Origin of the sequence: Streptomyces chartreusis NRRL 3882 (assembly GCF_900236475.1) — a bacterium.
In the GTDB taxonomy this organism is placed as follows: Bacteria; Actinomycetota; Actinomycetes; order Streptomycetales; family Streptomycetaceae; genus Streptomyces; species Streptomyces chartreusis_D.
On the sequence record NZ_LT963352.1, the window covers coordinates 6,376,117 to 6,402,437 of the forward strand.

The 26,321-nt window shown below is 67.5% G+C and carries 20 protein-coding genes, 1 other RNA gene and 2 pseudogenes; 16 read left to right on the forward strand and 7 right to left on the reverse strand.

Features of this window, described 5'->3' with window-relative positions; translation table 11 throughout:
- Position 1: 1 nt before the first annotated feature.
- Positions 2–1,348 (reverse strand): hypothetical protein, encoded by a 1,347-nt coding sequence (locus tag SCNRRL3882_RS28845; protein WP_010048467.1) that lies wholly within the window; start codon positions 1,346–1,348, stop codon positions 2–4.
- Positions 1,349–1,597: 249 nt separating this feature from the next.
- Here SCNRRL3882_RS28845 and SCNRRL3882_RS28850 point away from each other — a divergent pair, with 249 nt between their 5' ends.
- From SCNRRL3882_RS28850 to SCNRRL3882_RS28860, 3 genes are read left to right on the forward strand one after another with little or no spacing between them, the layout of a single operon-like run.
- Entirely contained in the window at positions 1,598–2,452 is an 855-nt protein-coding gene (locus tag SCNRRL3882_RS28850) for a Nif3-like dinuclear metal center hexameric protein (RefSeq protein ID WP_010048468.1), read from the forward strand.
- Positions 2,449–3,192 (forward strand): DUF7581 domain-containing protein, encoded by a 744-nt coding sequence (locus SCNRRL3882_RS28855; protein ID WP_078602999.1) that lies wholly within the window; start codon positions 2,449–2,451, stop codon positions 3,190–3,192. The genes SCNRRL3882_RS28850 and SCNRRL3882_RS28855 overlap by 4 nt, the downstream gene beginning before the upstream one ends.
- A gap of 19 nt (positions 3,193–3,211) precedes the next feature.
- The gene (locus SCNRRL3882_RS28860; RefSeq protein WP_010048470.1) at positions 3,212–4,699 is read left to right on the forward strand and encodes a bifunctional RNase H/acid phosphatase; all 1,488 of its coding nucleotides are present in this window, start codon (positions 3,212–3,214) and stop codon (positions 4,697–4,699) included.
- Here the strand turns inward: SCNRRL3882_RS28860 and eda are convergent.
- The 4 genes from eda to SCNRRL3882_RS28880 form a co-directional block, all read right to left on the reverse strand.
- Complete coding sequence (gene eda, locus SCNRRL3882_RS28865) at positions 4,674–5,327, reverse strand: bifunctional 4-hydroxy-2-oxoglutarate aldolase/2-dehydro-3-deoxy-phosphogluconate aldolase (protein ID WP_010048471.1); 654 nt, start codon at positions 5,325–5,327, stop codon at positions 4,674–4,676. The two genes, SCNRRL3882_RS28860 and eda, sit on opposite strands and share 26 nt — an antisense overlap.
- A 64-nt stretch (positions 5,328–5,391) precedes the next feature.
- Positions 5,392–6,174, reverse strand: a complete 783-nt coding sequence (gene yaaA / locus SCNRRL3882_RS28870) for a peroxide stress protein YaaA (RefSeq protein WP_010048472.1) — start codon at positions 6,172–6,174, stop codon at positions 5,392–5,394.
- A 43-nt stretch (positions 6,175–6,217) separates the two neighbouring features.
- On the reverse strand, positions 6,218–6,796 hold the full coding sequence (locus tag SCNRRL3882_RS28875; RefSeq protein ID WP_010048473.1) for a hypothetical protein: 579 nt from the start codon (positions 6,794–6,796) through the stop codon (positions 6,218–6,220).
- Positions 6,793–7,548 carry a MerR family transcriptional regulator gene (locus tag SCNRRL3882_RS28880; RefSeq protein ID WP_010048475.1) on the reverse strand — a complete coding sequence of 252 codons (756 nt, stop codon included), beginning with the start codon at positions 7,546–7,548 and terminating at the stop codon, positions 6,793–6,795. The genes SCNRRL3882_RS28875 and SCNRRL3882_RS28880 overlap by 4 nt, the downstream gene beginning before the upstream one ends.
- A 173-nt stretch (positions 7,549–7,721) precedes the next feature.
- Here SCNRRL3882_RS28880 and SCNRRL3882_RS28885 point away from each other — a divergent pair, with 173 nt between their 5' ends.
- The 9 genes and pseudogenes from SCNRRL3882_RS28885 to SCNRRL3882_RS28930 all read left to right on the forward strand — a co-directional run bounded on the left by SCNRRL3882_RS28885 (position 7,722) and on the right by SCNRRL3882_RS28930 (position 19,311).
- Positions 7,722–8,291 (forward strand): Uma2 family endonuclease, encoded by a 570-nt coding sequence (locus tag SCNRRL3882_RS28885; RefSeq protein ID WP_010048476.1) that lies wholly within the window; start codon positions 7,722–7,724, stop codon positions 8,289–8,291.
- Between the two features lie 23 nt (positions 8,292–8,314).
- Complete coding sequence (locus SCNRRL3882_RS28890) at positions 8,315–9,142, forward strand: helix-turn-helix domain-containing protein (RefSeq protein ID WP_010048477.1); 828 nt, start codon at positions 8,315–8,317, stop codon at positions 9,140–9,142.
- Between the two features lie 82 nt (positions 9,143–9,224).
- Positions 9,225–9,941, forward strand: a pseudogene (locus tag SCNRRL3882_RS42660) (DMT family transporter); the annotation flags it as partial.
- Between the two features lie 115 nt (positions 9,942–10,056).
- An RNA gene (gene rnpB, locus SCNRRL3882_RS28905) (RNase P RNA component class A) lies at positions 10,057–10,473 on the forward strand.
- A gap of 581 nt (positions 10,474–11,054) precedes the next feature.
- Positions 11,055–13,493, forward strand: a complete 2,439-nt coding sequence (locus SCNRRL3882_RS28910) for a type I restriction-modification system subunit M (protein WP_010048479.1) — start codon at positions 11,055–11,057, stop codon at positions 13,491–13,493.
- Entirely contained in the window at positions 13,490–14,794 is a 1,305-nt protein-coding gene (locus SCNRRL3882_RS28915) for a restriction endonuclease subunit S (protein ID WP_158688484.1), read from the forward strand. The genes SCNRRL3882_RS28910 and SCNRRL3882_RS28915 overlap by 4 nt, the downstream gene beginning before the upstream one ends.
- Positions 14,791–15,519: a TIGR02391 family protein gene (locus SCNRRL3882_RS28920; RefSeq protein WP_029181771.1), complete on the forward strand. Its 729-nt coding sequence runs from the start codon at positions 14,791–14,793 to the stop codon at positions 15,517–15,519. The genes SCNRRL3882_RS28915 and SCNRRL3882_RS28920 overlap by 4 nt, the downstream gene beginning before the upstream one ends.
- Complete coding sequence (locus SCNRRL3882_RS28925; protein ID WP_010048484.1) at positions 15,516–18,602, forward strand: type I restriction endonuclease subunit R; 3,087 nt, start codon at positions 15,516–15,518, stop codon at positions 18,600–18,602. Before SCNRRL3882_RS28920 ends, SCNRRL3882_RS28925 begins: the two co-directional genes overlap by 4 nt.
- Positions 18,589–19,311, forward strand: a complete 723-nt coding sequence (locus SCNRRL3882_RS28930; RefSeq protein ID WP_029181772.1) for a M48 family metallopeptidase — start codon at positions 18,589–18,591, stop codon at positions 19,309–19,311. Before SCNRRL3882_RS28925 ends, SCNRRL3882_RS28930 begins: the two co-directional genes overlap by 14 nt.
- 6 nt (positions 19,312–19,317) lie before the next feature.
- On the opposite strand, the pseudogene SCNRRL3882_RS28935 reads toward SCNRRL3882_RS28930, so the two are convergent.
- Positions 19,318–20,111 (reverse strand): annotated as a pseudogene (locus tag SCNRRL3882_RS28935) (IS5 family transposase).
- A gap of 291 nt (positions 20,112–20,402) precedes the next feature.
- Between SCNRRL3882_RS28935 and SCNRRL3882_RS28940 the strand changes: the two are divergent.
- Positions 20,403–22,562, forward strand: a complete 2,160-nt coding sequence (locus SCNRRL3882_RS28940; protein ID WP_010036851.1) for a lambdoid prophage protein — start codon at positions 20,403–20,405, stop codon at positions 22,560–22,562.
- Positions 22,563–22,733: 171 nt separating this feature from the next.
- On the opposite strand, the gene SCNRRL3882_RS28945 is transcribed toward SCNRRL3882_RS28940, so the two are convergent.
- Positions 22,734–23,204: a hypothetical protein gene (locus SCNRRL3882_RS28945; protein ID WP_010036852.1), complete on the reverse strand. Its 471-nt coding sequence runs from the start codon at positions 23,202–23,204 to the stop codon at positions 22,734–22,736.
- A 373-nt stretch (positions 23,205–23,577) separates the two neighbouring features.
- Here SCNRRL3882_RS28945 and SCNRRL3882_RS28955 point away from each other — a divergent pair, with 373 nt between their 5' ends.
- The 3 genes from SCNRRL3882_RS28955 (at position 23,578) to SCNRRL3882_RS28965 (ending at position 26,251) form a co-directional block, all read left to right on the forward strand.
- Positions 23,578–23,802: a hypothetical protein gene (locus SCNRRL3882_RS28955; protein ID WP_010036853.1), complete on the forward strand. Its 225-nt coding sequence runs from the start codon at positions 23,578–23,580 to the stop codon at positions 23,800–23,802.
- A 228-nt stretch (positions 23,803–24,030) separates the two neighbouring features.
- Positions 24,031–25,086, forward strand: a complete 1,056-nt coding sequence (locus SCNRRL3882_RS28960; protein ID WP_029180961.1) for a lytic transglycosylase domain-containing protein — start codon at positions 24,031–24,033, stop codon at positions 25,084–25,086.
- A gap of 52 nt (positions 25,087–25,138) precedes the next feature.
- Positions 25,139–26,251 carry an RNA polymerase sigma factor gene (locus SCNRRL3882_RS28965; protein WP_010036856.1) on the forward strand — a complete coding sequence of 371 codons (1,113 nt, stop codon included), beginning with the start codon at positions 25,139–25,141 and terminating at the stop codon, positions 26,249–26,251.
- The last annotated feature ends 70 nt before the right edge of the window (positions 26,252–26,321 follow it).

Genomic DNA, 26,321 nt, shown 5'->3' on the forward strand with positions numbered 1-26,321 from the left:
ACTAGTTCGTTACAAGGCGTCCCAATGGCGCCTGTTGCAGCGGGACCGGGCGGGGGGTGGAGGGGGTCGGCGGTGGAGCGGGATCGGCTGATGAATCGGGGTGCGAGGGCTGCGGGGTAGGCGAGGGGCGCGGCGGATGCGGCGGATGCGGTGTGTGTATGGGCTGTGCCGGTTCCGGGGCGTGTCCCGGGGAGTGGGGCGCCGGTTCCGGAGGGTGTCCGGTCGCGGCGGTCGCGGCGGCGGCTCGCGCGTCCGGCCCCTGCTCCGGCCCCGGCCCCGAATGTGGATGTGGATGCGGCGGCGCCGCGCCGGGCTCGGGCGCCACGGCCGCGGGCGGGCTCACCTGTGCCACGCCGCACGGCACGGCCTCCGTCGCGTACGGCAGCCGCAGCACCCCGTCCGGCGTCCACAGACCGGCGCCCGCCAGCCACCCCTCGGGCGCCGGGAGATGGTGCACGCGCCGCTCGGCGGGCCGCCACACGCCGACCCAGCTGCCGCGCGGCCCGTCGACGCGCAGCGCCACCGCGCAGCTCTCCGGTGTCAGCATCTGCCCCGGCTGGATCGCGAACGGCGTGACGGTGCAGTCCGGCAGCCGCAGGCACTCCGGGAAGCGCACCGGCAGTGTGCTGCCCAGGACACCCCAGCCCAGCCGGTCCCGCCCCGGCGAGGGCGCGTCCGAGCGGATGAGCAGGAGCCCGCTGTCGTGGTCCGCGAGCAGCAGCCGGTCGTCGCTGTCGGCGGCGATCTGGAGCAGCGGCGACACCTCCCCGCCGCGCTCCAGGTCCACCACGACGGCCTTGGTGCGCCCGCCGGTCTCCCGGTCCAGGGCCAGCAGCCGTCCCGTACGGTCCAGCCAGACCCCGCCCGAGCAGCGGCCGGGCAGCTCGGCCAGCCGCTCGGGCCCGAAGGCGCCGCCCGCCACCAGCCACACCGTCGTCGAACGCGGGCCGACGGACAGGGCGTACGCCCGCTCGCCGCCCGGGGCGGGCGGCAGCAGCCGCAGCCGGGCCGTGTCCTGCGGGCACTCGACCACGCCCAGGGGCAGCTCGCCGGTGCCGGGCCCGGTCGGGTACAGCAGCGAGAAGGCGTGCCGCCCGGCCACGAGGCGGTGGATGAGGACCCGCCCGTCGCCCATCGGCTGCACCTCGGTGCCGGGTTCCTCCGGCTGGTTGCGGGGCAGGGGTACCGCGTACGGCTCGGGGCCGTCCAGGGTCCAGCGCTCCGGGAACCAGGAGTCGCCGGCCGACGCGAGGCGTGCGGCGTAGGCGCCGTCCGCGGTGAGTGTGCATCCTGCCGGCGCGGCCTCGTCCTCGTGTCCCGCCGAAGGCTCGATCGCACACGCTGTCATCGTTCGGTCACCTCCAGTGACGAACGTAGTTTTCGTGCACGCGGCCGGGGAATCCGCAGGCTCCCGACTTCACACATAAGGGTGTTCCAGGAACGATTCGCCTGAGGATGTGGGGCTTTTGTGCTGGGCGGGTCGGCAGTCGGCCGACGAGGCGCGGAGTGGCGGCGCAGGTGGCGGTGCCGGTGCTGGTGGCGGTGGCGGCGCCGGTGGCGGTTCAAGGCCACAGATCAGACGGGTAGCCTTGCACCCGTGCCCCGTCTGTCAGAAGTCATCGCCGAGCTGGAGAGCCTGTGGCCCGCCGAGCGGGCCGAGTCCTGGGACGCGGTCGGCACCGTCGCGGGAGACCCGGACCAGGAGGTCACGCGCGTCCTGTTCGCCGTCGACCCGGTCCAGGAGATCGTCGACGAGGCGGTGAAGCTGGGCGCCGACCTGCTCGTCACCCACCATCCGCTCTACCTGCGCGGCACGACGACGGTCGCGGCGTCGCACTTCAAGGGCCGTGTCGTCCACACCCTCATCAAGAACGACATCGGACTGCACGTCGCCCACACCAACGCCGACACCGCAGACCCCGGTGTCTCCGACGCCCTCGCGGGCGCCCTGGACCTCAGGGTCACCGGCCCGCTCGTACCGGACCCCACCGACCCCGAGGGCCGTCGCGGCCTGGGCCGCGTCTGCGCCCTGGACCACCCGCTGACCGTCCGCGAGTTCGCCGCCCGCGCCGCCGAGCGGCTGCCCGCCACCGCGCAGGGCATCCGCGTCGCCGGCGACCCCGAGGCGCTCGTGCGCACCGTCGCCGTCAGCGGCGGCTCCGGCGACAGCCTCTTCGACCACGTCCGCGCGGCGGGCGTCGACGCCTTCCTCACCGCCGACCTGCGCCACCACCCCGTGTCGGAGGCCCGCGCCCACAGCCCCCTCGCGCTGCTCGACGCGGCGCACTGGGCCACCGAGTGGCCCTGGTGCGAGCTGGCCGCGAGCCAGCTCGACGAGATCTCCGACCGTCACGGATGGGACCTGCGCGTCCACGTCTCGAAGACGGTCACCGACCCCTGGACCGCCCACGCGGCCTCTGCCACTTCTGACCCCCTGGGAGCCCCGAACTGAACGCCGCGCCCGCCGACCAGATCCGACTCCTCGACGTCCAGGACCTCGACGTCCGCCTCCAGCAGCTGGCCCACCGGCGGAGGTCGCTGCCCGAGCACGCCGAGATCGAGTCGCTGACCAAGGACCACACCCAGCTGCGCGACCTGCTCGTGGCCGCGCAGACCGAGGAGAGCGACTGCGCCCGCGAGCAGACCAAGGCCGAGCAGGACGTGGACCAGGTGCGCCAGCGTGCCACCCGCGACCAGCAGCGCCTGGACTCCGGCGCGGTCACCTCCCCCAAGGACCTGGAGAACCTCCAGCGCGAGATCGCCTCCCTCGCCAAGCGGCAGGGCGACCTGGAGGACGTCGTGCTGGAGGTCATGGAGCGCCGGGAGTCCGCGCAGCAGCGGGTCGCCGAGCTGACCGAGCGGGTCGGCTCCGTCCAGTCGAAGATCGACGACGCGACCGCGCGGCGTGACGCGGCCTTCGAGGAGATCGACGGCGAGATCGCCACGGTCACCAAGGAGCGCGAGGTCATCGCCGGTTCGATCCCCGCCGACCTGCTCAAGCTCTACGACAAGCTGCGCGAGCAGCAGGGCGGCATCGGCGCGGCGAAGCTGTACGCGCGCAGCTGCCAGGGCTGCCGTCAGGAGCTGGCCATCACGGAGCTGAGCGAGATCCGCAGCGCGGCGCCGGACACGGTGATCCGCTGCGAGAACTGCCGCCGCATCCTGGTGCGCACGTCCGAGTCCGGCATCTAGGTCCCTGGGAGCCTTTCCGGTGCGGGAGTTCATCGTCGAGGCCGACGGCGGGTCGCGGGGCAACCCGGGGCCCGCGGGCTACGGGGCCGTGGTGAGCGACGCGGCGACGGGTGAGACGCTGCGGGAGGCCGCCGAGTACCTCGGCGTCGCCACCAACAACGTCGCCGAGTACCGCGGCCTCGTCGCCGGCCTGCGCGCCGCCCACGAACTGGACCCGGCCGCGACGGTCCACGTCCGGATGGACTCCAAGCTCGTGATCGAGCAGATGTCGGGCCGCTGGCAGATCAAGCACCCCGACATGAAGCCACTGGCCGCGGCGGCGGCCCGGATCTTCCCGCCCGGGCGCGTGACGTACGAGTGGATCCCACGCGAGCGGAACAAGCACGCCGACCGGCTGGCCAACGAGGCGATGGACGCCGGGGCCAGGGGGGAGCAGTGGTCGGCATCGACTTCCACGGCCGACCTGGACACCACCGGGGCCGCCGCCCCGCAGGCCCCACCGGGTGACGCGGCGGCGGGCGCCGCGAGAGCACGCGAGGCCCTGGCGGCGGGGCGCACCCGGACCGCACCGGCCGCCCCGGATCCGGAAGCCGGGCCTTCTCCCGTCTCTCCTTCCGTCCGAGGAGCGACGGAGCAGCCGAGCGGCGGCAACGCGCCGACCGGCGCTGACGAGGGGTCGGCCAAGGCGGCCGCTGACGCTCGCGCGACCGGGGCGGGCGTCGACGCCAGCGCGGCCGAAGGTGGAGCAACGGCCGACATCCGCGCGGCCGAGGCAGTGGCCGACGCCGCCAAGCCGGGCGCCGACGCTCGCTCGGCCGAGGCGGATGCCGATGCCCGTGCTGCCAAGGCCGTCGCCACGCCCGGCTGGGCGCCGGCCGACATGGGCGCTCCCGCCACCTTCGTGCTGCTGCGGCACGGCGAGACGCCGTTGACGCCGCAGAAGCGGTTCTCCGGAAGCGGGGGCACCGATCCCGCCCTCTCCGACGCCGGGCGGGAGCAGGCCGAGCGGGCCGCGGACCTGCTCGCCCGGCGGGGCACGATCCAGGCGATCGTGTCGTCGCCGCTCGCCCGCACCCGGGAGACCGCCGGTATCGTCGCCGCCCGGCTCGGCCTGGACGTCAGCGTCGACGACGGGCTGCGCGAGACGGACTTCGGCGCCTGGGAGGGCCTCACCTTCGCCGAGGTGCGCGAGCGCCACCCCGACGACCTGAACGCCTGGCTGGCCTCCCCGGACGCCGAACCCACCGGCGGCGGCGAGAGCTTCGCGGCGACCGCCACCCGGATCGCCGCCACCCGCGACAAGCTGATCGCGGCGTACGCCGGCCGCACGGTCCTGCTCGTCACGCACGTGACCCCGATCAAGACGCTCGTCCGGCTCGCCCTCGGCGCCCCGCCGGAGTCCCTGTTCCGGATGGAACTGTCGGCCGCGTCCCTGTCGGTCGTCGCGTACTACGCGGACGGCAACGCCAGCGTCCGGCTCCTCAACGACACGTCCCACCTGCGCTGAGCGCCGCCGCCTCGCGGGCCAGCGCCTCGACCCGGCCCCAGTCGCGCGCCGCGACCGCGTCCCGCGGCAGCATCCAGCTGCCACCCACGCAGGCGACGTTGGGCAGGGCCAGATAGTCCGGGGCGCAGGCCGGGCCGATCCCGCCCGTGGGGCAGAACCGGGCTTGGGGGAGCGGCCCCGCCAGCGACTTCAGATACGCCGTACCGCCCGCGGCCTCGGCCGGGAAGAACTTCATCTCCCGCACCCCGCGCTCCAGCAGCGCCACGACCTCCGAGGTGGTCGACACCCCCGGCAGGAACGGCACGCCGGAGCCCCGCATCGCCTCCAGCAGGACGTCGGTCCAGCCCGGACTGACCAGGAAGCGGGCGCCCGCGGCCACCACGTCCGTGACCTGCTCGGGGCTGATCACCGTCCCGGCACCCACCACCGCCTCCGGCACCTGCACGGCGATCTCCCGGATCGCGTCCGGAGCCGCAGGCGTCCGCAACGTCACCTCGATCGCCGGCAGCCCACCGGCGACCAACGCCCGGGCCAGCGGTACGGCGTCACCGGCATCCTCGATGACGACGACGGGGACGACGGGCGCGAGGTCCAGCACGGAGGCGGGCAGGGCGGAGGGAGAGGCCATGGCCCGTATCCTGCCGCCGACTCAGCAGCATGCGCAAAGCTCATTGCGCACGCTGCAACGCCCCTCAGTGGACCTCGTCCACCAGCACGTCCAGCGACCACGCCTGCCCGGTCTTCGCCGGAGCCTCCGCCTCAACCACGTACCCGAGGTCCCGCAGCACCCCCACCAGCTCGGCCGGACCCTTCGGAGCGGCCCCGGCGGTCAGCAGGCTGCGCACGATCCGCCCCTTCGTCGCCTTGTTGAAGTGGCTGACGACCTTCCGGGTCGGCGCGTGCAGCACCCGCACGGACGCCGTCCGCCCGGCGACCTCGCCCTTCGGCTTCCACGCGGCGGCGTACGCGGCGGACCGCAGATCCAGCACCAGCCCGTCCCCGGCCGCCTCGGGAAGCACCGACGCCATCGGCGTCCGCCAGTGCGCGCCCAGCGCACCGAGCCCCGGCAGCTTCACCCCCATCGAGCACCGGTAGGACGGAATCCGGTCCGTCACCCGGACCGCCCCCCACAGCCCGGAGAAGACCAGCAGCGACCGCGCCGCACGCCGCTTGGCGGAGGTGTCCAGGGACGCCAGGTCGAGGGCGTCGTACAGCACACCGGTGTAGATCTCCCCGGCCGGCCGGGCCCCCGCCGTGCGCAGCTCCGCGTTCTTCGCGACCTCGCCGCGCAGCCCCTCGCTCAGCCCGAGCACCTCACGAGCCTTGTCCTCGTCGCCGGTGCACAGCTCGACCAGCTCGGTGAGAACGGCCTCCCGGGCGCCGGTCAGCCCTGGCAGTGACAGCGACTCCAACTTCAGCGGGGCTCCGCGGCCGGAGGCGGCCTTCCCTTCGGACGGCGGCAGCAGGACAAGCACGCGTACTCCTTCGATCGAACTCCGCCGACAGCGTACGGGGAGCTCAGACCCGGGCCCGGCCGAGGGCGCGTACCAGGCCGTCGGCGTCGTCGGCGTGGAAGCGGACGACCCGCACCTCCCTCCGGCGCCCGAAGAACGTGACGTGCGTGACGGGTTCGGTCAGTTGGAGTGTGACGGTGGTCTGGGACCCGACCTCGACGTCCAGCTCGCCGTCGGCCCGCTCGTGCGTCATCCGCAGCTCGCGCCGCGCCGAGGCGATCCGCTCCAGCGGCACCCGCAGGTCGACGTGGACGTACCGGCGGATCCGCAGCGAGCCGTCGTCCGGATCCAGCACGTGCGGGCGTACGACGGACGAGGCGTGCAGCGCGACGACGATCACGATGCCGTACACGTCCAGGAAGAGGAACACGGCGTGCACGGTCGGCCAGTCACGCAGCAGCACCGACATCGCGACGGTCTCGACGAGACACACGAACCCGAACCCGAACATCATCGCGCCCTGCCCGCGCGCGTACCCGAAAGCCCGCCCGCTCCCCGTCCCGTGCGTGCGCCGCACCACCCACAGCACGAGACTCACGAGCAGCCGCACCTCGTGCCGGACCAGCAGGCGCGCGATCCTCACCGCCGCTCCTCGGTGAGGAGCCGCAGCGTCCGGCGGATCGCCTGCGCCTGGGCCGGGGCCAGGTCCGCGTAGAAGGCGCGCAGGACACTGCCGTCGTGGTCGAGGTCCCCGATCTCCGGGAACAGACCCGGCGGAATGCAGTCGGCGAGGGCCCGGGCGGCACCGGCGACGCGCGGATCGTCCGGCTCCGCGTCGGCGAGCGCGTCCAGCAGGGCGTACGCCTCGTTGGCCCGCGCCACGGCTTCCGGCGGGCCGAGCACCTCACCCAGCGACGACACGAGCTGCTGGCGGGCCTCCTCCGGCATGGCCGTCTCCAGGAAGGCGATGATCTCGCGGTCCTTGGCGGCCATCGGCGAGTCCGACAGATGCGCGGTCCCCGCGAACAGCGCGGCCAGCTCCGGCGACACCGGCCCCTCGGCCGGCACCCCGCCCTCCGCCTCCAGCAGGACCCGCAACCGCCCCCGCCGCTCCCGGATGGCCACCTCCTGCCGCGCCAGATCCTCGTCCAGCTCGGTCAGCACCTCGACGAGGTCCTTCCCCGCGTCGTCCGCCAGCACATCCCGCACCTCCGCGAGCCCCAGCCCCAACTCGGTCAGCCGCCGGATCCGCGCCAGCACGACGGCGTGCCGCAGCCCGTACTCCCGATACCCGTTCGCCCGCCGCTCCGGCTCCGGCAACAGCCCCAGATGGTGGTAGTGCCGCACGGCCCGCGTGGTGACACCGACGACGTCGGCGAGTTCTCCGATCCGCATGGGACCAGTAGAGACGTTGACGTTGCGGCAGGGTCAAGAGAGCCGCTGGGCCTTCTGACGAGGGCCGTGATCGTGTGCCACGATCGAGGGAACGGTTCCCGATCTCACGGACAGGTGATCTTCCGATGTCCCAGTCTGGCGAGCGACCGAAGGAGGGGCGTGACATGACTGCCATGGCCCATGAGCCGCTCACGCAGGAAGAGGTCCTGCTGGAGGGCTTTCTCGCCCTGGACACGCCGGAGGGTTTCCGGGCGGAGCTGATCGAGGGGGAGATCGTTGTGACGCCGCCGCCGGACGGGGATCACGAGAAGTACATCAGCCGGATCGTGAGGCAAGTGATCAGGCGTTCCCGGACCGACATGGACTTCTCGGGGAACAAGGGGCTGAAGCTGGTGAGCGGGGGCGCCTGCCCCAAGAACCACCTGGTTCCGGACGTCACCTTCGGCCCCATCGAGCGCGACTTGTTCGGCGGGGTCGGCTCCTGGATGTCATGCGACGGCGTCGCCATGGTGGTCGAGGTGACCTCCACCAAGCCCCAGGCCGACCGCGAGGCCAAGCGTCGTTGCTATGCCCGCGCGGGCATCCCGCTCTACCTGCTGGTCGACCGGGACGCAGCTCAGGTCACGGTGTTCAGCGAGCCGAAGGACGACGACTACCGCGAGCACTGCGCCCGCCCCTTCGGCAAGCCCATCGCTCTTCCGGAACCGTTCGCCTTTGAACTGGACACCGCGGATCTCCTCTGATCCCCTGTGGGCGGGGGTGGGACATGGGGATACGCGAACAGGCGAGATGGACAAGGGCACGCCTGGGCCGTGCCGGGCCGCCCCTCGACCTCCTCACCGCCCACTTCGACCAGCACGTCTACGCTCCGCACGCCCACCACGAATTCACCATCGGCGTCACGATCGGCGGCTCGGAGGTCATCGCCTACCGGGGCGGGCTGATCCACTCCTACCCCGGCTCGATCGTCGTGCTGGAAGCGGGCGAGATGCACACCGGCGGTCCGGCCGCCTGCGAGGGCTACGCCTACCAGGCCCTGTACGCCGAGCCGTCCCTCCTCACCGACGGCACGCTCGGCGGCCCCCCGCACTTCCCCGACCCCGTCCTCCACGACCCGGAGCTGGCGGCAGCCCTCCGCGCCGCCCACACCGACATCAGCGCCTGCCCCGACCCCCTGGAGGCCGAGTCCCGGCTGCCCTGGCTGCTCACGGCCCTGGCCCGCCGGCACTCCACGGCCCGGGCGAGCCAGGACACGGTGCCCGGCGCCGGCCACATCGCCAAGGCCGTACGCGACCGCCTCGCGGACGAACTGCTGGAACCCCCCTCCCTGGCCGACCTCGCCACCGACCTGGGCCTGTCCCGCTACCAGCTGCTGCGCGCCTTCCGTACGACGATGGGCGTACCGCCCTACGCCTGGCTCGCCCAGCACCGCGTCGCCAGGGCCCGCGTCCTGCTGGAAACCGGCCTGCGCCCCGCCGAGGTCGCGGGCCTCGTCGGCTTCGCCGACCAGGCGCACCTCACCCGCTGGTTCCGCCGCGTGCTGGGCGTGACCCCGGCGGCGTACCGCAACAGCGTTCAAGACGCGGCGGGGTGAGAGGACCGAGACTCGCCGTATGACTGCACGCGGCTGGTTCCTGTTCTCCCTGATGGGAGTGGTCTGGGGCGTCCCCTACCTGATGATCAAGGTGGCGGTGGACGCCGTGTCCCCGTCCATGGTGGTGTTCACGCGCTGCGCGCTGGGCGCCGCCCTCCTGCTCCCCTTCGCGCTGCGCCAGGGCGGCCTCGGCCGTACCGTCCGGACCCACTGGAAGCCGATGCTGGCCTTCGCCGTCATCGAGATCATCGGCCCCTGGTGGACCCTGACCGACGCCGAACGCCATCTGTCCAGCTCCACCGCCGGACTCCTCATCGCGGGCGTGCCGATCGTCGCCCTCATCCTGGCCCGCTTCTTCGGCGCCGAGGAACGCGTGGGCGCCCGCCGTGTCGCCGGACTCGCCCTCGGTCTCGCGGGCGTCACCGTCCTCACCCTGCCCCACCTCACCGGCGGCGATGCCCGCTCCCTGGCCGAGGTGCTGGTGACGGTCGTCGGCTATGCCACCGCCCCGCTGATAGCCGCCCGGCATCTCAAGGACGTTCCGACTCTCCACCTGATCACCCCCTGCCTCACGCTCGCCGCCGTCGTCTACGCCCCAGCCGCGTACCTGACCCGCCCCGCCACCATGCCCTCTGCCGAGGTCCTGGCCGCCCTCGCCGGCCTCGGCATCGTCTGCACCGCGATCGCGTTCGTGGCCTTCCTGGAGCTGATCAAGGAGGCCGGCCCGACCCGGGCCGGCGTGATCACCTACGTCAACCCGGCGGTTGCCGTCGCCGCGGGCGCCCTCTTCCTGGACGAGGAACTGACCCTCGGCATCGGCGTCGCCTTCACCCTGATCCTGGCGGGCTCGGTGCTGGCCACGGCCGCGGCGCCGACAAGGGAGATCCGCCGGGTACCATGGTCGACACGGCAGACGAGCCGGGCGGACGGCCGCGTGGAGTCCCCCTGACGGGGAGCTCCCCGAGGAACGTCCGGGCTCCACAGGGCAGGGTGGTGGCTAACGGCCACCCGGGGTGACCCGCGGGACAGTGCCACAGAAAGCAAACCGCCGAGGGCTCCGGCCCCCGGTAAGGGTGAAACGGTGGTGTAAGAGACCACCAGTGCCTGGGGTGACTCAGGCAGCTAGGTAAACCCCACCCGGAGCAAGGTCAAGAGGAGACACCTCTTCGAAAGAAGGGCGTCTCTGCGCGGACGATCGAGGGCTGCCCGCCCGAGTCCGCGGGTAGACCGCACGAGGCCGGTGGCAACGCCGGCCCTAGATGGATGGCCGTCGCCCGGGGCTCCGCGAGGAACCCCGGGAACAGAACCCGGCGTACAGCCCGACTCGTCTGCCCTTACAACCGGCCCCCGGTGACCATGCGGGCTTTGAGTCAAGAGTCCTAGTCCCGCATGGTCCCTGGGGTAATCTTCCGTGCTCAGGCAGCCTGGCGGACTTTTGGCCGCCTCGACCGGCGCGCCGTACGCTCGCATCCCTCGATCCCTAGAACAACAACTACCGGATATCTGGTCCGTGTTCCCGGATGTCTGGCGCGCCGACTAGCCTGTCGTGAATCGCTCTGAGCGCCGCGATCATAGTGTGCCGGTACCTGCTAGTCGCAGGATCGGCTTAGCAGTACTGTGTCGGCACAGCCACCTGTCTGTTACCCACTGGACCCTCGTCTTCGAAGCCGTGACCGGTTCATCGTTCGACTCAGCTAGTAAGCAGGATCCGCTCTGGGGAGACGCCACACGGCGTTCCGCGAGTGCTCACCGCTATCGTTGGGCACTCAGCCGGAGTGTCACCACTAGTGAACTCCTGTCACACATGGCACATGAAGGATGGGCGCCGAAGGATGGACAGGGCACACGCGCACCTCATCGGGGTATCCCGGTCAGACTCCGATCTCGTCACACTCAAGGGGGTGGCGTGGTAGTGGCTCTCAAGAAGTCGGACCTGTACAGCTCGCTGTGGCGGAGCTGCGACGAGCTGCGCGGCGGCATGGATGCCAGCCAGTACAAGGACTACATCCTGACGCTGCTGTTCGTGAAGTATGTGACGGACAAGGCCAAGTCCGATCCGAGCTCCTTGATCGACGTCCCCGCCGGCGGATCCTTCGATGACATGGTCGCCCTCAAGGGTGATAAGGAGATCGGCGACAAGATCAACAAGATCATCGGCAGGCTCGCCGAGGCCAACGGACTTGAGAAGGTCATCGACCTGGCCGACTTCAACGACGAGGAGAAGCTCGGCAAGGGCAAGGAGATGCAGGATCGCCTCTCCAAGCTGGTGACGATCTTCGCTGATCTCGACTTCCGAGGTAGCCGCGCTGAGGGCGACGACCTGCTTGGCGACGCCTACGAGTACCTGATGCGGCACTTCGCAACGGAGTCGGGCAAGTCGAAGGGGCAGTTCTACACCCCGGCCGAGGTCTCGCGGGTACTCGCCAAGGTCGTCGGTATCGGAGCAGGCACCCGGCAGGACCACACGGTCTACGACCCCACGTGCGGGTCCGGCTCGTTGCTCCTCAAGGTGGCTGACGAGGCTCCACGCGGCCTGACCATCTACGGCCAGGAGAAGGACAACGCCACATGGGCGCTGGCCCAGATGAACATGATCCTCCACGGCTACGAGGACCGCGACATCCGCAAGGGTGACACGATTACCAGCCCCCAGTTCACCCAGGGTGCACGGCTACAGACCTTCGACTTCGCCGTTGCCAACCCGCCGTTCTCGATCAAGTCGTGGAGCAACGGCCTCGAGAACGACTACGGTCGCTTCGAGTTCGGCCGGCCGCCGGAGAAGAACGGCGACTACGCCTTCCTTCTGCACATCCTCAAGTCCCTCAAGAGCAACGGCAAGGCCGCAGTCATCCTGCCGCACGGTGTGCTGTTCCGCGGTCACGCCGAGGCCAACATTCGTAAGGAACTGCTGCGCCGTGGCTACATCAAGGGCATCATCGGCCTGCCCGCGAACCTTTTCTACGGCACCGGCATTCCGGCCTGCATCATCGTTCTTGACAAGGAGAACGCACAGGCGCGAACCGGCGTCTTTATGATCGACGCTTCCAAGGGTTTCATGAAGGACGGCAACAAGAACCGCCTCCGGAGCCAGGACATCCACAAGATCGTCGACGTCTTCAATAAGCAGACCGAGATCGAGCGCTATTCGCGTATGGTGCCGCTCCACGAGATCGCTGACCCGAAGAACGACTACAACCTCAACATCCCGCGCTACATCGACTCCTCGGAGCCAGAGGACATCCAGGACCTTCACGCCCATATGCACGGCGGGATCCCAGACCGCGACCTGGATGCACTCAATGGGTACTGGGAGGCGTTCCCGAGCCTGCGCGCCACGATCTTCAAGCCAAACCGCTCTGGCTACAGCGACCTCGCGGTCGGCGTGGCGGAGGTACAGCAGACCATCCTGGACTCCGACGAGTTCCAGAAGTTCGCCACGGGCGTCCGAGGCCAGGTTGACGACTGGTTCGCCGCGCACCGGCCGGTCCTGCAAGCGCTCAACCGGGACACTGTCCCCAAAGACCTGATCGCTCGTATTGGCGACGATCTACTGGCTCGGTTCAAGAGCACCCCTCTGCTCGACGAGTACGACGTCTACGAGCAGCTCATGACCTACTGGCACGGAGTTATGCACGACGACGTCTTCCTCGTCATGAACGACGGGTGGTGTGAGGCGGCGAAGCCCCGCAAGACCATTGAGGACAAGGAGCGCAAGCTCTCCGAGACCCCGGATCTCGTCATTGGCTCGGGGCGCAGCGCTACCAAGTACAAGATGGACCTCATCCCGCCGGCGCTCGTCGTCGCTCGTTACTTCGCGGACGAGCAGTCCAAGGTCGACGCACTGCACGCGGCAACCGAGGAGGCAAGCCGCGCTGTCGAGGAGTACGTCGAGGAACATGTTGTGGAGGACGGCTTGCTTGCCGAGGCCATGGACGACGGCAAGATCTCCAAGCCCCTCGCTTCGACGCGGCTCAAGGTGGCTCGGCACGAGGGAGCTGACGCGGAGGAGATCAAGGCCCTCCAGTACCTGGTCAAGCTTTACAACGACGAAGCTGTCGCCAGGAAAGCCGCCAAGGAAGCCCAGGCGGCCCTCGACTTCGCGACCCTCAAGAAATACGGCGACCTCACCGAGCCTGAGATCAAGCAGCTTGTGCTCGATGACAAGTGGCACGTTGAGATCGTCACTCGCGTTGCCGGTAACGTCGACTCGCTCACATCCGCACTTGTAGGCCGAATCCGACACTTGGGGGAACGGTATGCCCAACGGGTTTCGGATCTGAGACACCTCACAGAGTCCTTTGAGCGAAAAGTTGCGGGACACTTGAGCCGGATGGGGTTGGAATCGTTGTGAAAAATATTCGCGAGGTTCCTACTGAATGCACGGTCACTGAAGTTGGCGAAATCCCGAGTGATTGGGATGTGAAATTGATTGGGGAACTTGGCAAGGTTGTTCGAGGTGGCTCTCCTCGACCTGCTGGTGACCCACGATTTTTCAACGGAAGTTTTATCCCTTGGCTTACGGTAGCAGCGCTGACGACGCTACCTGAAAGCTGTATGGAAGTAACCGAGACCCGAGGGTATCTAACCAAGGAAGGTTCCGAAAAGAGTCGCATTCTCCCTGCCGATACTGTAATTATCGCAAACAGTGGCGCAACCCTGGGAGTTGCAAAGATCCTCAAACTTAGGTGCTGCGCCAATGACGGAATTGCGGCACTCATTGAGCAGCGGGCAGGCAGTAAAGAATTTCTTTGTTACTACATCAACACTCAGACTGAGTATCTTCGAGAGGTTGTGGCGCCGGGGAACGGGCAACCAAATCTAAATACGAAGCTTATTCGAGAGTTGCCGATCCCTTTCCCAGCTGAAGATGAGCAACGCCTTATCGCTGAGGCGCTGTCCGATGTTGATGGATTGATCACAGCCCTGGATGCTCTTATCGCAAAGAAGCAGGCGATCAGGCAGGGTCTGATGCAGCAGCTGCTAACCGGCCGGACGCGCCTACCCGGCTTTACCAAGCCTTGGCGCGAAGTTCTGCTTGGCGAGCATGTGAGCTATGTCAAGACAGTCGCATTGTCGCGGGCGCAACTAGATAACGAATCGCCCGTCCGTTACCTGCATTATGGCGACATCCATACCCGGAGCAGTGTCACGTTGGACGCTGCACACGAGACCATGCCACGAGTGAGTTCGACGTTGCTGCGAAACGCCGGTCGCCTCCAGGTTGGGGATCTCGTTTTTGCCGATGCGTCAGAGGATCCGGACGGAGTGGGCAAGTCGGTCGAGGTAATTTCGGTGCCGAGTGCAGGCGTGGTCCCTGGTCTTCACACCATTGCAGCGCGGTTCGACAAGTCAGTGCTGGCGGACGGCTTCAAGGCTTACCTCCAGTTCATCCCAGCATTTCGGAACGCCCTGCTTCGCCTCGCCGCGGGTACCAAAGTCTTGGCGACGACGCGTTCATTCATCTCCAGCATCATGCTGACGCTGCCTGATATCGACGAGCAGCGAGCAATCGCCTTGGTCATTGCCGATGCTGATCGTGAGATCCACGGCCTTCTCGTTCGGCTAGCCAAGGCGCGAGATGTCAAGCAAGGCATGATGCAGCAACTCCTCACTGGGCGTACTCGCCTTCCCTTCAAGGAGAGCGTTGCATGAATACCGAGTGGGCGCTAAAAGAACTGGATAGGTTCATCGGCCAGACCGTGATGCGTAACGCAAGTGGGAATGGCCTCATCACGGCACGTAACATCACAGCTGCATCGAACGATGAGGTCGCCAAGCAGGCTCAGGTTGTCGAGCAGATTCTCGAACACGTGATCCCAGGGTGGTCGTCGAGATACAGTGAAAGTCGAAACAATAGGTGGACTGGTCATCGGGAAGCAGCGATTCGCGCGCGTGAAGCCTTGATTCGCAAGCAAGAGCTTGACGAGAACCTTGGTGAGAATACGCCTGAGCTATCGGCTGCCGAGCTGCACCCATGGGTACGGGGCGGCGCATCTTCGCAGTGGCAATCTAGTCACTTTCGTGAAGCTGTCGAAGGTGCGATCAAGAAACTGAATACCGAGGCTCAGAATAAGGTCGGCCGTCGCGACGTGAGCGAAGCAGACCTGTTCAAGCAGGCGTTCACGCTCGATGGCCCTAAGGCTGGCAAGGCACGGCTACGCCGCATGAAGGACGACGGCAGTGACACTTACAAGTCGGTGCAGCGCGGCGCGATGAACCTTGCCGAGGGCGTGTTCACTGGTATCAGGAACCCGCTTAGCCACGAAGCCGATCAAGAGCTCAGCGAGCAGGAGGCTCTCGAATACCTTGCCGCATTGCGTGTCCTTGCTCGTTGGGTCGACACCCCAACAGTCGAGCGTGCGGAGGGTGAGTCGTGAGTAACGTTGGCCAGCCAGAACGCAGGACTCAAGATCGCGTCATTGAGCTGTTCCGAGACTCGTTGGGCTACGAGTACCTCGGCAACTGGGGGTACCGTGCGGCAAACTCCAACGTCGATGTGCAGCTCCTCACTCAAAACCTCCGTGCCCGGAACTACAGCGACAATCTCATCAACAAGGCGATCGACAAGCTAAAGAGCGAGGCCTCGCTCGGTGGCGGCCGCGATTTGTACGAGGCGAACCGAGACGTCTACGACCTGCTCCGGTACGGGGTGAAGGTCAAGCCCGGTATCGGCGAGCAGACGGAGACGGTGTGGCTCGTCGACTGGGCGCACCCCGAAGTCAATCACTTCGCTCTGGCCGAGGAAGTGACGGTGCTGGGGCAGCACACGAAGCGCCCAGACATCGTGCTGTACGTCAACGGCATCGCCTTCGGGACGATCGAGCTCAAGCGCTCGAAGGTCGCCGTCTCTGAAGGTATCCGGCAGAGCATCGGGAACCAGCGCCCCGAGTTCATCCGGTCGTTCTTCACGACGGTGCAGCTCGTCATGGCCGGCAACGACGTGGAGGGTCTGCGCTATAGCGTTATCGACACGCCGGAGAAGTACTGGCTGGCATGGCGTGAACCGTCCGACATCGCCGATCCCCTCGATCGTTCCTTGACTCAGCTCTGCTCGAAAGGGCGCCTGCTGGAGCTGGTTCACGACTTCATGGTCTTCGACGCGGGGCAGAAGAAGACGTGTCGGCACAACCAGTACTTCGGCGTCAAGGCGGCTCAGGAGCGGATCGCTCAGCGTGAGGGCGGCATCATTTGGCACACCCAGGGCTCTGGCAAGTCGCTAACGATGGTGTGGCTGGCCAAGTGGATCCGAGAGAATCAGCAGGACGCCCGCGTACTCCTCGTCACCGACCGGACCGAACTGGATGATCAGATTCAGAAGGTCTTCCAGGGAGTCAACGAGGCCATCTACCGCACCAAGAGCGGCCCTGACCTCCTCGCCACATTGAATTCGAGCGAGGAGTGGCTGGTCTGCTCGCTGGTTCACAAGTTCCGCGGCTCGGAAGACGAGAAGGCCCGCGATGAAGCTCAGAGCGAGTTCATTCGTGAACTCAAAGCGACTGTTCCCAAGGACTTCCACGCCAAGGGCAACATCTTCGTCTTCGTCGACGAGGCACACCGCACGCAGTCGGGCAAGATGCACGACGCCATGAAGGCGCTCATGCCTGGTGCCATGTTCATCGGCTTCACGGGTACGCCCCTCCTCAAGGAGGACAAGGACACCACTGCCCAGCGGTTCGGCAGCTTCATCCACACCTACCAGTTCAACGAGGGCGTTGCGGACGGTGTCGTGCTGGACTTGAGGTACGAGGCTCGCAACATCGACCAGGACCTGACCTCGCCGGCGAAGGTCGACCAGTGGTTTGAGGCCAAGACCCGCGGCATGACGGACCTCTCCCGCGCCGAGCTCAAGAAGCGCTGGGGCACTGTTCAAAAGATCGTCAGCTCGGAGCCGCGGGCCCGGCAGATAGTCAACGACATCCTGTTCGACATGGAGATCAAGCCCCGTCTGTCAGACGGCCGCGGCAACGCCATCCTCGTCAGTCAAAGCATCTACCAGGCGTGTAAGTTCTATGAGCTCTTCACTCAGGCCGGTTTTAAGGGCAAGTGCGCCATCATCACGTCGTACACACCGCAGGCGAGTGACATCGCCAAGGAAGACTCAGGCCACGGTGCGACTGAGCGGCTGCGTCAGTATCAGATCTACCGGCAGATGCTCGCCGACCACTTCAACGAGCCTGCCGACAAGGCGATGGGCAAGGTCGAGCAGTTCGAGAGGGACGTTAAGGAACGTTTCATCAATGACCCGGGTCAGATGCGGCTGCTCATCGTCGTCGACAAGCTCCTGACTGGCTTCGACGCCCCGAGCGCGACGTACCTGTACATCGACAAGAAGATGCAGGACCACGGTCTGTTCCAGGCGATCTGCCGGGTTAACCGCCTCGACGGCGAGGACAAGGATTACGGCTACATCGTCGACTACCGCGACCTGTTCAACTCACTTGAGTCCGCGATCAAGGACTACACCAGCGCTGCTCTCGAAGGCTACGAGACGAAAGATATCGAAGGGCTCCTGTCCGACCGGATCGACAAGGCCCGTGACGACCTCGATGAGGCCCTGGAGAAGATCCGGGCGCTCTGTGAGGCGGTCGAACCACCAAAGAACACCCTCCAGTACCAGCAGTACTTCTGCGCCCGGGAACAGGGCAACGCCGAGCAGCTCAAGGCCAACGAACCCAAGCGAGTTAAGCTCTATAAGGCCGTTGCCGCTGTGACCCGCGCGTACAGCAACCTTGCCAACGAAATGCAGGCTGCTGAGTACAGCGAGGCCGAAGCCGCAGCGATTAAGGAAGAGATCGCCCACTACGCCAACGTGCGTGAAGAGGTGAAGCTCGGCGCTGGCGAGAACGTCGATTTCAAGCAGTACGAGGCCGGCATGCGGCACCTGCTGGACACGTACATCAGTGCCAGCCCCTCCGAGGTGGTCTCTGACTTCCAGGAATCCGGGCTGATCCAGTTGATCGTCGAGATGGGAGCCGGTGCGCTCGACAAGCTTCCCGCGGGTATCAAGAAGGACCCGGAAGCGGTGGCGGAAACGATCACCAACAACATGCGCACGGTGATCATCGACGAGCGCCCGACGAACCCGAAGTACTACGACAAGATGTCGGAGCTGCTCGACGCCATACTCGAGGAACGGCGGCAGAATGCTCTGGACTACAAGGAGTACCTCGCGAAGCTGCTGGAGCACGCGTCCAAGCTCGGTAAGGGCGAGTCAGACGCCAAGTACCCGCAGTGGGCTGACAATGGTGCTCGCCGCGCTCTGATCGATTTCTTCGGTCAGTCACCGGAGCTGGCCGCGGTTGTGGACACCACCATCCTCCATACCAAGCCTGACTCGTGGGTGGGGAACGCGATGAAGGAGAAGAAGGTCAGGCGCGCGCTTGCTAAGGCACTGACCGCTGACTTCGACCGGCTTGATGAGCTACTGGAACTGGTGAAGGCGCGCCGTGAGTACCGTTAGTGCCTCTCTCACCATCCGCGGCGTCGATGTTGATGTCATCTACAAGAACATCAAGAACTTGCACATTGGTGTCTATCCGCCACTGGGACGCGTCCGTGTAGCAGCGCCGCATCAGCTCGACAATGAGCAGGTGCGACTCGCTGTAATCCAACGCCTACCGTGGATCAAAGAGCAGCGCGATCGACTTCGATCAGCTGCACGGCAGTCCACGCGAGAGATGGTCACAGGCGAGTCCCACTATGTGTGGGGCGTTCGCCGCAGGATGAAGGTCGTGGAGCGTCCGGGTCGGGCTCACTTCGAGCTAGACGGTGAACGACTGCTGCTGTACGTCCCAGCCGGCACAACAGCTGAACGGCGGCGGCAGTTGCTCGACCGTTGGTATCGGGAGCAGCTTCGACATGTGATCCCGGATTTGATTGCCAAGTGGGAACCCATCCTCGAAGTGTCGGTGCCGCGCTGGAACATCAAGCGTATGAAGACCAAGTGGGGCTCGTGCAATCGCGAGACCGGGCACATCTGGTTCAATGTCGAGCTGGCCAAGAAGCATCCCGGCTGCCTTGAGTACATCGTTGTCCACGAGATGACGCACTATCTCGAACGTAACCATGGCGAACGCTTCACCAAGCTCATGGAGAGATTTATGCCGAACTGGCGGAGTCTTCGTGACCAGCTAAACGAAGCGCCACTTGCAGAGGAAGAGTGGGCATAACAGCGGCTAACACAATGAGCCGAGCTGTCGATGGGTGATGAGGCAGCAGGCGAGTTTGAGGAACGCTTCATGAATGTCAGCGCGCCGTTCCCAGCGGATGCGCAGGCGTCGGAAGCCGTGGAGCCAGGCGAAGGTCCGCTCGATCACCCACCGGTAGGTGCCCAGTCCTGTGCCGTGCCGGGTGCCGCGGCGGGCGATGGCTGGCACGATGCCTCGCTCACGGACCTGGTTGCGGTAAAGATCGTGGTCGTAGCCGCGGTCGGCGAAGAGCGAGTCCGGTTTGCGGCGGGGACGGCCGACCCGGCCACGGACCGGTGGGATCGCGTCCGGCAACGGCAGCAGCTGGGTGACGTCGTTGCGGTTGCCGCCCGTGACCAGGACCGCGAGCGGGGTGCCGTGTCCGTCGGTGATCAGGTGATGTTTCGAGCCCGCCCGGCCCCGGTCGACCGGCGAGGGGCCCGTGTGGATCCCCCTTTAAACGCCCTGACGTGCGAAGAGTCGACCACGCAGCGGGACCAGTCGAGCTTCGCCGCCGCGTTCAGCTCGGCGAGCAGTACCTCGTGCAGCCGCTGCCACACGCCGGCCTCGTTCCAGTCCCGCAGCCGTCGCCAGCACGTCATGCCCGAGCCGAAACCGAGTTGCTTCGGCAGGTACTCCCACTGGATCCCGGTGTGCAGTACGTAGAGGATCCCGCACAGCACATCCCGGTCCGGCAGCGGCTTGCGACCCGGGTACCTGAAGCGCCGCTCGCGCTGCGGCAGCAGCGGCTCCAAGCGGTCCCACAGCTCATCCGACACCATCCACGGCGAACTCTCCACACCCGACCGAACGCTCAACTCACATGTCAGCAACGGCCATCAGCGTCGATCCACCTCATTGTGTTAGCCGTTGTAAGGGTGCGAGAGAAATCGCCCTTCGCGGGGCAAACTTACGCAAACAGGATCACGGCGCGGACGACGGCGTGATCCGCAGGCTGGTGCACGGTCGCGAGCCGAAGCCGCCGCGATCGTCCTGTCAGAGCGAGGCGATAGGGTTCGAACTCAGTTCGACCGAAGTGCGGGTGTCCGCCGCAGAACCGGAGGCTCGACCCGGTGAAGTTCATTGTCCTGCCCCAAGACACGCCGGTGCGTTCAGGACCCGAAGCTGCGGTCCTAGTAGCCGATGACTGGGATGACTTCGGCTTCCGCACCAGCTACACGCTTTGGTACCGAGACTCGGTGACGCAGACGAACCTAGGTTTCGTCAAGGTCGCCGTTGCCGGGCAGGAAGACGGCCCCAGCCCCATCCGTGCCGGGGTTTACGATGGTTCGCCACCGGGTGAACTCTTCTCGCTCGGGCAGAGCGATCTCTACTACGACAACATCAAGAAGCTCGGACACGACAGGCGCGAAGAGATCCTGCGAGGGCTCTCTGATGTGGCCTACAACCCCGACCTTCTTGAGACCGCTATGCAGTACCCAGTGACACGCTCATCACTGTTGCGGACGATTGACGAACAGACAGTCAGGGTGCAGTTCAACCGGATCGCACGCGGCGGAGTCCGGCTGACCGAGTACCGATTCCGCTATACCGCACCGGGGCATGGTGTTGAGAGCACTCTCGACTTCGCGATCGATCCTGACTCCAGGCCATCTAGCAACATTCATGTCCTCATTGGCCGCAACGGGGTTGGCAAGACGACCTTGCTGCGGAATCTCGCCGCTGCGGTCGTCTGGCCCGAGAGGCACGCGAAATTCGGCCGCGTGGATGTGCTCCCGACGTCCACGTCCACAGACGGCGAGCGCTTCGTGAACGTAGTCTCGGTCACCTTCAGCGCGTTCGATCCCTTCGTCGAAGTAGTCGAGGAGAGTGATCCTCAAGCGGTGAAGTACACCTACGTCGGGCTGCAAAGCGCCTCGCTCAATGATCTGCCCACCGGCACCCAGCAGCAACGACTACAATCGGCCTTCAACGCTGGAATCCATGCTGTCATCAACTCGCGCGACCTCATGCGCTGGCGCGACGCCATGATGCTGCTAAGCCGCGACCCGCAGTTCGCGGACTCCGCTATTTCGGCCTACGCCCGCGACATACGGGCTGGCATGAAAGTTACGGAATCCCACGTTCGAGACCTGACCTCTGCCTTCGGGAGGATGAGCTCGGGTCACGCCATCGTGGTGCTGACCATGACACAGCTCGTGCATCTCGTGGTCGAGCAATCCTTGGTCCTTGTCGCCCACTTCGACGGGAAGCTCGGCGGAGGCCTGTACCTGGCGGTTGGCCGGGTCAACGAGGCACGCGCATCGGCGGACCTCCTGAGTGGTTACGACGGGCCGGAGCCGTTCGCCGCCGAGCACCCTGCTGAGTACCTTGCCCTCTGCGTGATCTGCAGCCGCCTTGCCCACAGCGAGATACGCGGCATGAACATGGAAGGCGCTCGCCCGGGGCTGCTGAGTAATCTCGCAGACGATCCCAACTGGGCCATCCGAGCCTTTCGAGGCACCGGCGCCTTCGATGACACGGCGGCCTTCGAGGAGCGGGACCTGTTCCGATTCCTTACAGGGGACGATCGAGGTGACAGCCAGATTCTCTACACAGGCTCCGCAAGCCCGCAGGTGGCGAGCCGATGGGAGGGGTTCCGAAGGGAGATCCGCCAGAGTCTGGCCGGCAACCTGGAGTGGGAGTCGCTGGTCAATGGTTGGCTCGATGAGGCGAGTCGGATGGTCGGGGACGGGGACGTCGGGCTACACATCTACAACCCCTGCAACCTCCTGCAAGCAATCATCCACGGGTGGCCGGATCGGATGGAGGAGTTCTTGCCCATGGTCATGGGTGAAGCCGTACCCGCCCAGGGGCAGCCGAGCTCAGTGCGTGGTGCCTTGTGCTGGAGCGGGCGAGGCGTGTCGCTCCCCGAGGCAGTACGGCTCGTCTATCGGGACCCGCTGTTTCTGATGAGCAACATGTACGGCGGGATCATGTGGGAGCGTGACCAAGAACTGCTGGACCTCCTCGGGCTTCAGTACGTGCTCTTGGAGAAGATCGGACCCGACCGGGCTAGGCCGTCTGCGATCAACGAGCGGCGCATCTGGGTGCGACGCGAGCAGAGTGTTCGCGCCTACTCCTCACTTGCACACCCTTCTGCGTACGCACAGGCATACGCAGAAATAGCAGCCGACGGCGAGATCGTCTCCGTCACGCAGTACCTCAACAGGCATCCGCGTGAGGTGGAAATGGTGGCCAGGGAGTACCGCGCCCTCGTTCATGCCGTTTAGCGGCCAACGGTCGCGACCGAGCCGATCGCGACACTGAAGGTCTCGGAGACGCCCTGCCTGCCGGGTCGATCCGGGCTGCTGCCCGGCGGGCAGACTGGCAGTTCGAGAAGGGCCAGCCCGCCTGGGGACGCTGACAGGCTGCGCCCAGTCGGCGGGCCGCCGTAACGCCGTTCAGCGTGAGGCACCCTGCGGCCACAACATCCGTACAGGGACGCCGTTGCACTCGGCGTAGCCCACGACGTCCGCTGTGCCGCCGTACCCCCGCGCGGGTTTCCCGTCGCACACGGCCAGCAGCTCGTCCACCAGGCCGACGAGGAGTTCGCTGCCCGCCTGGTGGGCCTCGGACGTCGACTCGGTCAGGCCGGTTTCGTGTACGTCGGACGCCTGCCGGATCAGCTCGTCGTACGTGTTGTGATGCCACTCAGGGAGGCTGTCGCGATACTCGGTGACCGGAATGACGACTTCGAGGCGTCCGCCGTGCGTGAGGACCGCCTCCGTGGACCAGGAGTCGGGACCGTCGGCGATGCATGAGACGGCGACCAGTTCTGAGGTGTCGTAGCGTACCGCCTCGCTGAGCATCGCCCGCACTCGTTCCTCGACCTCCGCGCTGAGCCCGCGGTGCCCCGTGATCCCCACCCGCACTCTGTACCTCCCACAGGTAGACGCCGTGCAGTTGCTCGTCGAAGTCCCGCACCACCTTGGGCGGTGCACTGGTCGTGAGAGTACGGCGCATGGTGCGGGCCCGCTCCACGATCCGCCCCGACCGGTACTTGAGCCCGGTGTTCAGCGCGCGGGAGGCGAGGGCGAACGCCGCATCGACGCGTCCTCCGGCGAGATGGCCGGAGGCGATGTCGAGCACCAACAGCGCACGCTGCTTCTCGTGGCCGGTGGCAAGCGCCTCAGTGTCCTCGGAGAGCACCCAGTCGGCGAGGCCGAGCCGTGCACCGCAGGCCACTCGGGCGGCGGCGACCTTCATTTCGGTGAAAGTGAACACCCATGGCCATGGCGGCGGTTCGTGCCCATCCAGGGTGGCGGCCTGCGTGCCGCCCTCGCCTCCGTGAACCGGCAGCCCGCCGTCGCCTTCTACCTCTGGCGGAAGCCGGAGGGCGCGTACCTGCCGCTGACGATCGACGTCCTGCGCGTCAAAGGCGGGGCGATCACCGAGATCGTCACATTCCACGACGACCAGTTCCCGCGGCTCGGGCTTCCCGAGCGCCTGCCGGCGGACGGCACGGAGTAGTCCCGTCCCGGTGGTCGCTCGCCCTCCTCGTGCTACACCGGCTTGAGCCGGGAACAGGTCGTGCGCTCCCTGTCGGTCGTTCTCTTTCCGAGCGGGGAAACCGCCATAGCTGCAACGTGCGCAAACCCCGCGACGGACCCCCCACCCTCCCCCGTAGAGCAGACGACAGGAAGCTCACAGGGAGGGGAACAGCACGTGGCAGGGCACAGGGGCAGACGTGTCAGAGGTGTGGCGGCCGCAGTAGTGGCGATGGCGGCGCTCACCGCGTCACAGGCGCCGGGGGCGGTGACGGCGCGGGCCTCCGCGCCCGCGGCCCGTCCGGCACTCGGCGAGGACGGACCGAGCGTCTCCGGCGACGCGCCGTACCGGACCGAGCTTCCACCGCTGCGGACCGGAAAACGCGCGAGTGACGGGGCTGCGGCGGAGGTGGGTGGCGTGCTGCCGGCGAGTGTGTTCGCCGCCTATCGGCGGGCCGAGGAGCGGCTCGCGCGCGAGGCGCCCGGCTGCCGGCTGCGCTGGCAGCTGCTGGCGGCGATCGGGCAGGTGGAGTCGGGTCAGGCGCGGGGCGGCAGGGTGACGTCGGACGGCACGACCGTGGCGCCGATCCTCGGGCCGCGGCTGGACGGCGTGGCCTTCGCGCTGATCCGGGACACCGACAACGGTGCCCACGACGGGGACACGGCGTACGATCGCGCGGTCGGGCCGATGCAGTTCATCCCGTCGACCTGGGCCCGCTGGGGCGCGGACGGCAACGGCGACGGGCGCATGGATCCGAACAACGTCTTCGACGCGGCCCTCGCCGCCGGACGGTATCTGTGTGCCGGCGGCCGGGACCTGTCCGTCCCCGCCCAGCTGGACCGGGCGATCCTCGGCTACAACCACTCGGCGGCCTATCTGCGCACGGTCAGGGCCTGGTACGCGTACTTCGTGGAAGGGCACCGGGTGGTGCCGGACGGATCCGCGGGGTCCTCCTCCGCCGGGTCGTCCTCCGCGCGTCCGGAGCCGTCGCGGTCCCCCTTGAAGCCGAAGGAGGCCTCACCGACCCCCTCCGCCCGGCCGGGTGCTCCGCCGTCTCGCACCCCGTCGCCCTCTGCCTCCCCGGCCCCGGCCAGAACCCGCCCGGCGCCGGAACCCGGGAAGCCGGACGAGCCGCAACTCCCCGCCCCCGACCCGGACATCCAGCTCCCCGGCGGCGACCTGCTGCCCAGTGACGCTCCACTCGCCCGTAACAGCGCGGACTCGATGACCGCCACCCCCTCCACAACCGCCGATACTGGGCGGTAATGTCGCCCCCCGCCGGACAGCACGAGGCCGGTGGGAGCGCGAAGGGGCCCTCATGGCGACGGACATGCCTGCGGACATGCCCGCAGAGACACCCGCTCAGACGCAGGCCGCCGACGAGCGGTGGCGGCGCATGTGGAGCCACCGCGAGCACCTGCTCAAGGTGGCCCGCCGCAGGTCGATGAGCCCGGAGGACGCCGAGGACGCGGTGCACGAGGCGATGCTGCGCGCCGCCGAGCGGCCCGACCTGGACGAGGAGCGGCTCGCGGCCTGGCTGACGACGGTGACGATGCGGCTGTGCGTCGACCGCTACCGGCAGGTGAACCGCGAGGCCGAGGTGCGTACCAGCCCGACGCTCGTCACCCCCGGTCCGGTGCCCGTCGAGGAAGTGGTGTGCGACCGGGCCGAGGCGAAGTGGCTGGCGGTGCGCAGTGGTGAGCTGCCCGCGCGGCAGGCCGAGGCGCTGCGGCTGAAGTCGCAGGACCTGGACGTCGGCCAGGTCGCCGTCCGGATGGGGCTGAGCTACCGGACCGTCGAGTCGCTGCTGGCCCGGGCCCGGCGGACGCTGCGGCAGTCGCTGGCGGCCACGCTCGGGTTCGCTCTGTTCCTGATCGGGTGGGGGAGGCCGCGCGGAGTCGGCAGGGTGCAGGCCGTCGCGGTCGCCTCGACGGCGGCGTCCCTGGCGGTGGCGGGCCTCGTGCTGCCGTACGCCCTCGACGGCAGCGGGGGCGGGGGCGGTGCGGCGCCTCGGCCCGCGGTCGCCTCGCCGGACGCGGAGACCTTGCGGCCGGACAGCGGTGGCGGGGGTCGTACGCCGGGGGTCGAGCCCGCGGCGGAAGCAGCCGACCGGCGAGCGGCCGAGTCCCGAACAGCGGGGGGCCTCCCGCTGTCCGTCCCGCCGCTGCCGGAGGTCCCGGACGTTCCGGTGGCTCCAGTGGTTCCGGTCGTTCCGGGCGTCCCGGTGACGCCGCTGCCCTCGCTGTCCGCGCCGGAGATCCCGGACGTGCCCGACGTCCCCAAGCCAGGTGTCCCCGACCTGCCCGGGGAGCACTCCGCCCTGCCGACGGACACGGCGCTCCCGGCGACCCCGGCGGTCCCGGATGCTCCGGAGTCTCCAGCCGTACCGTCCACCCCGCTCCCCGAGCCCACGCCACGCCCGCTTCCCTAGCGTCCGGAAGCCCGCCCGAAAGCGCCCGGAAGCCGCCCGGAAACCCGCCCGAAAAAAATCCGCCCCCCGA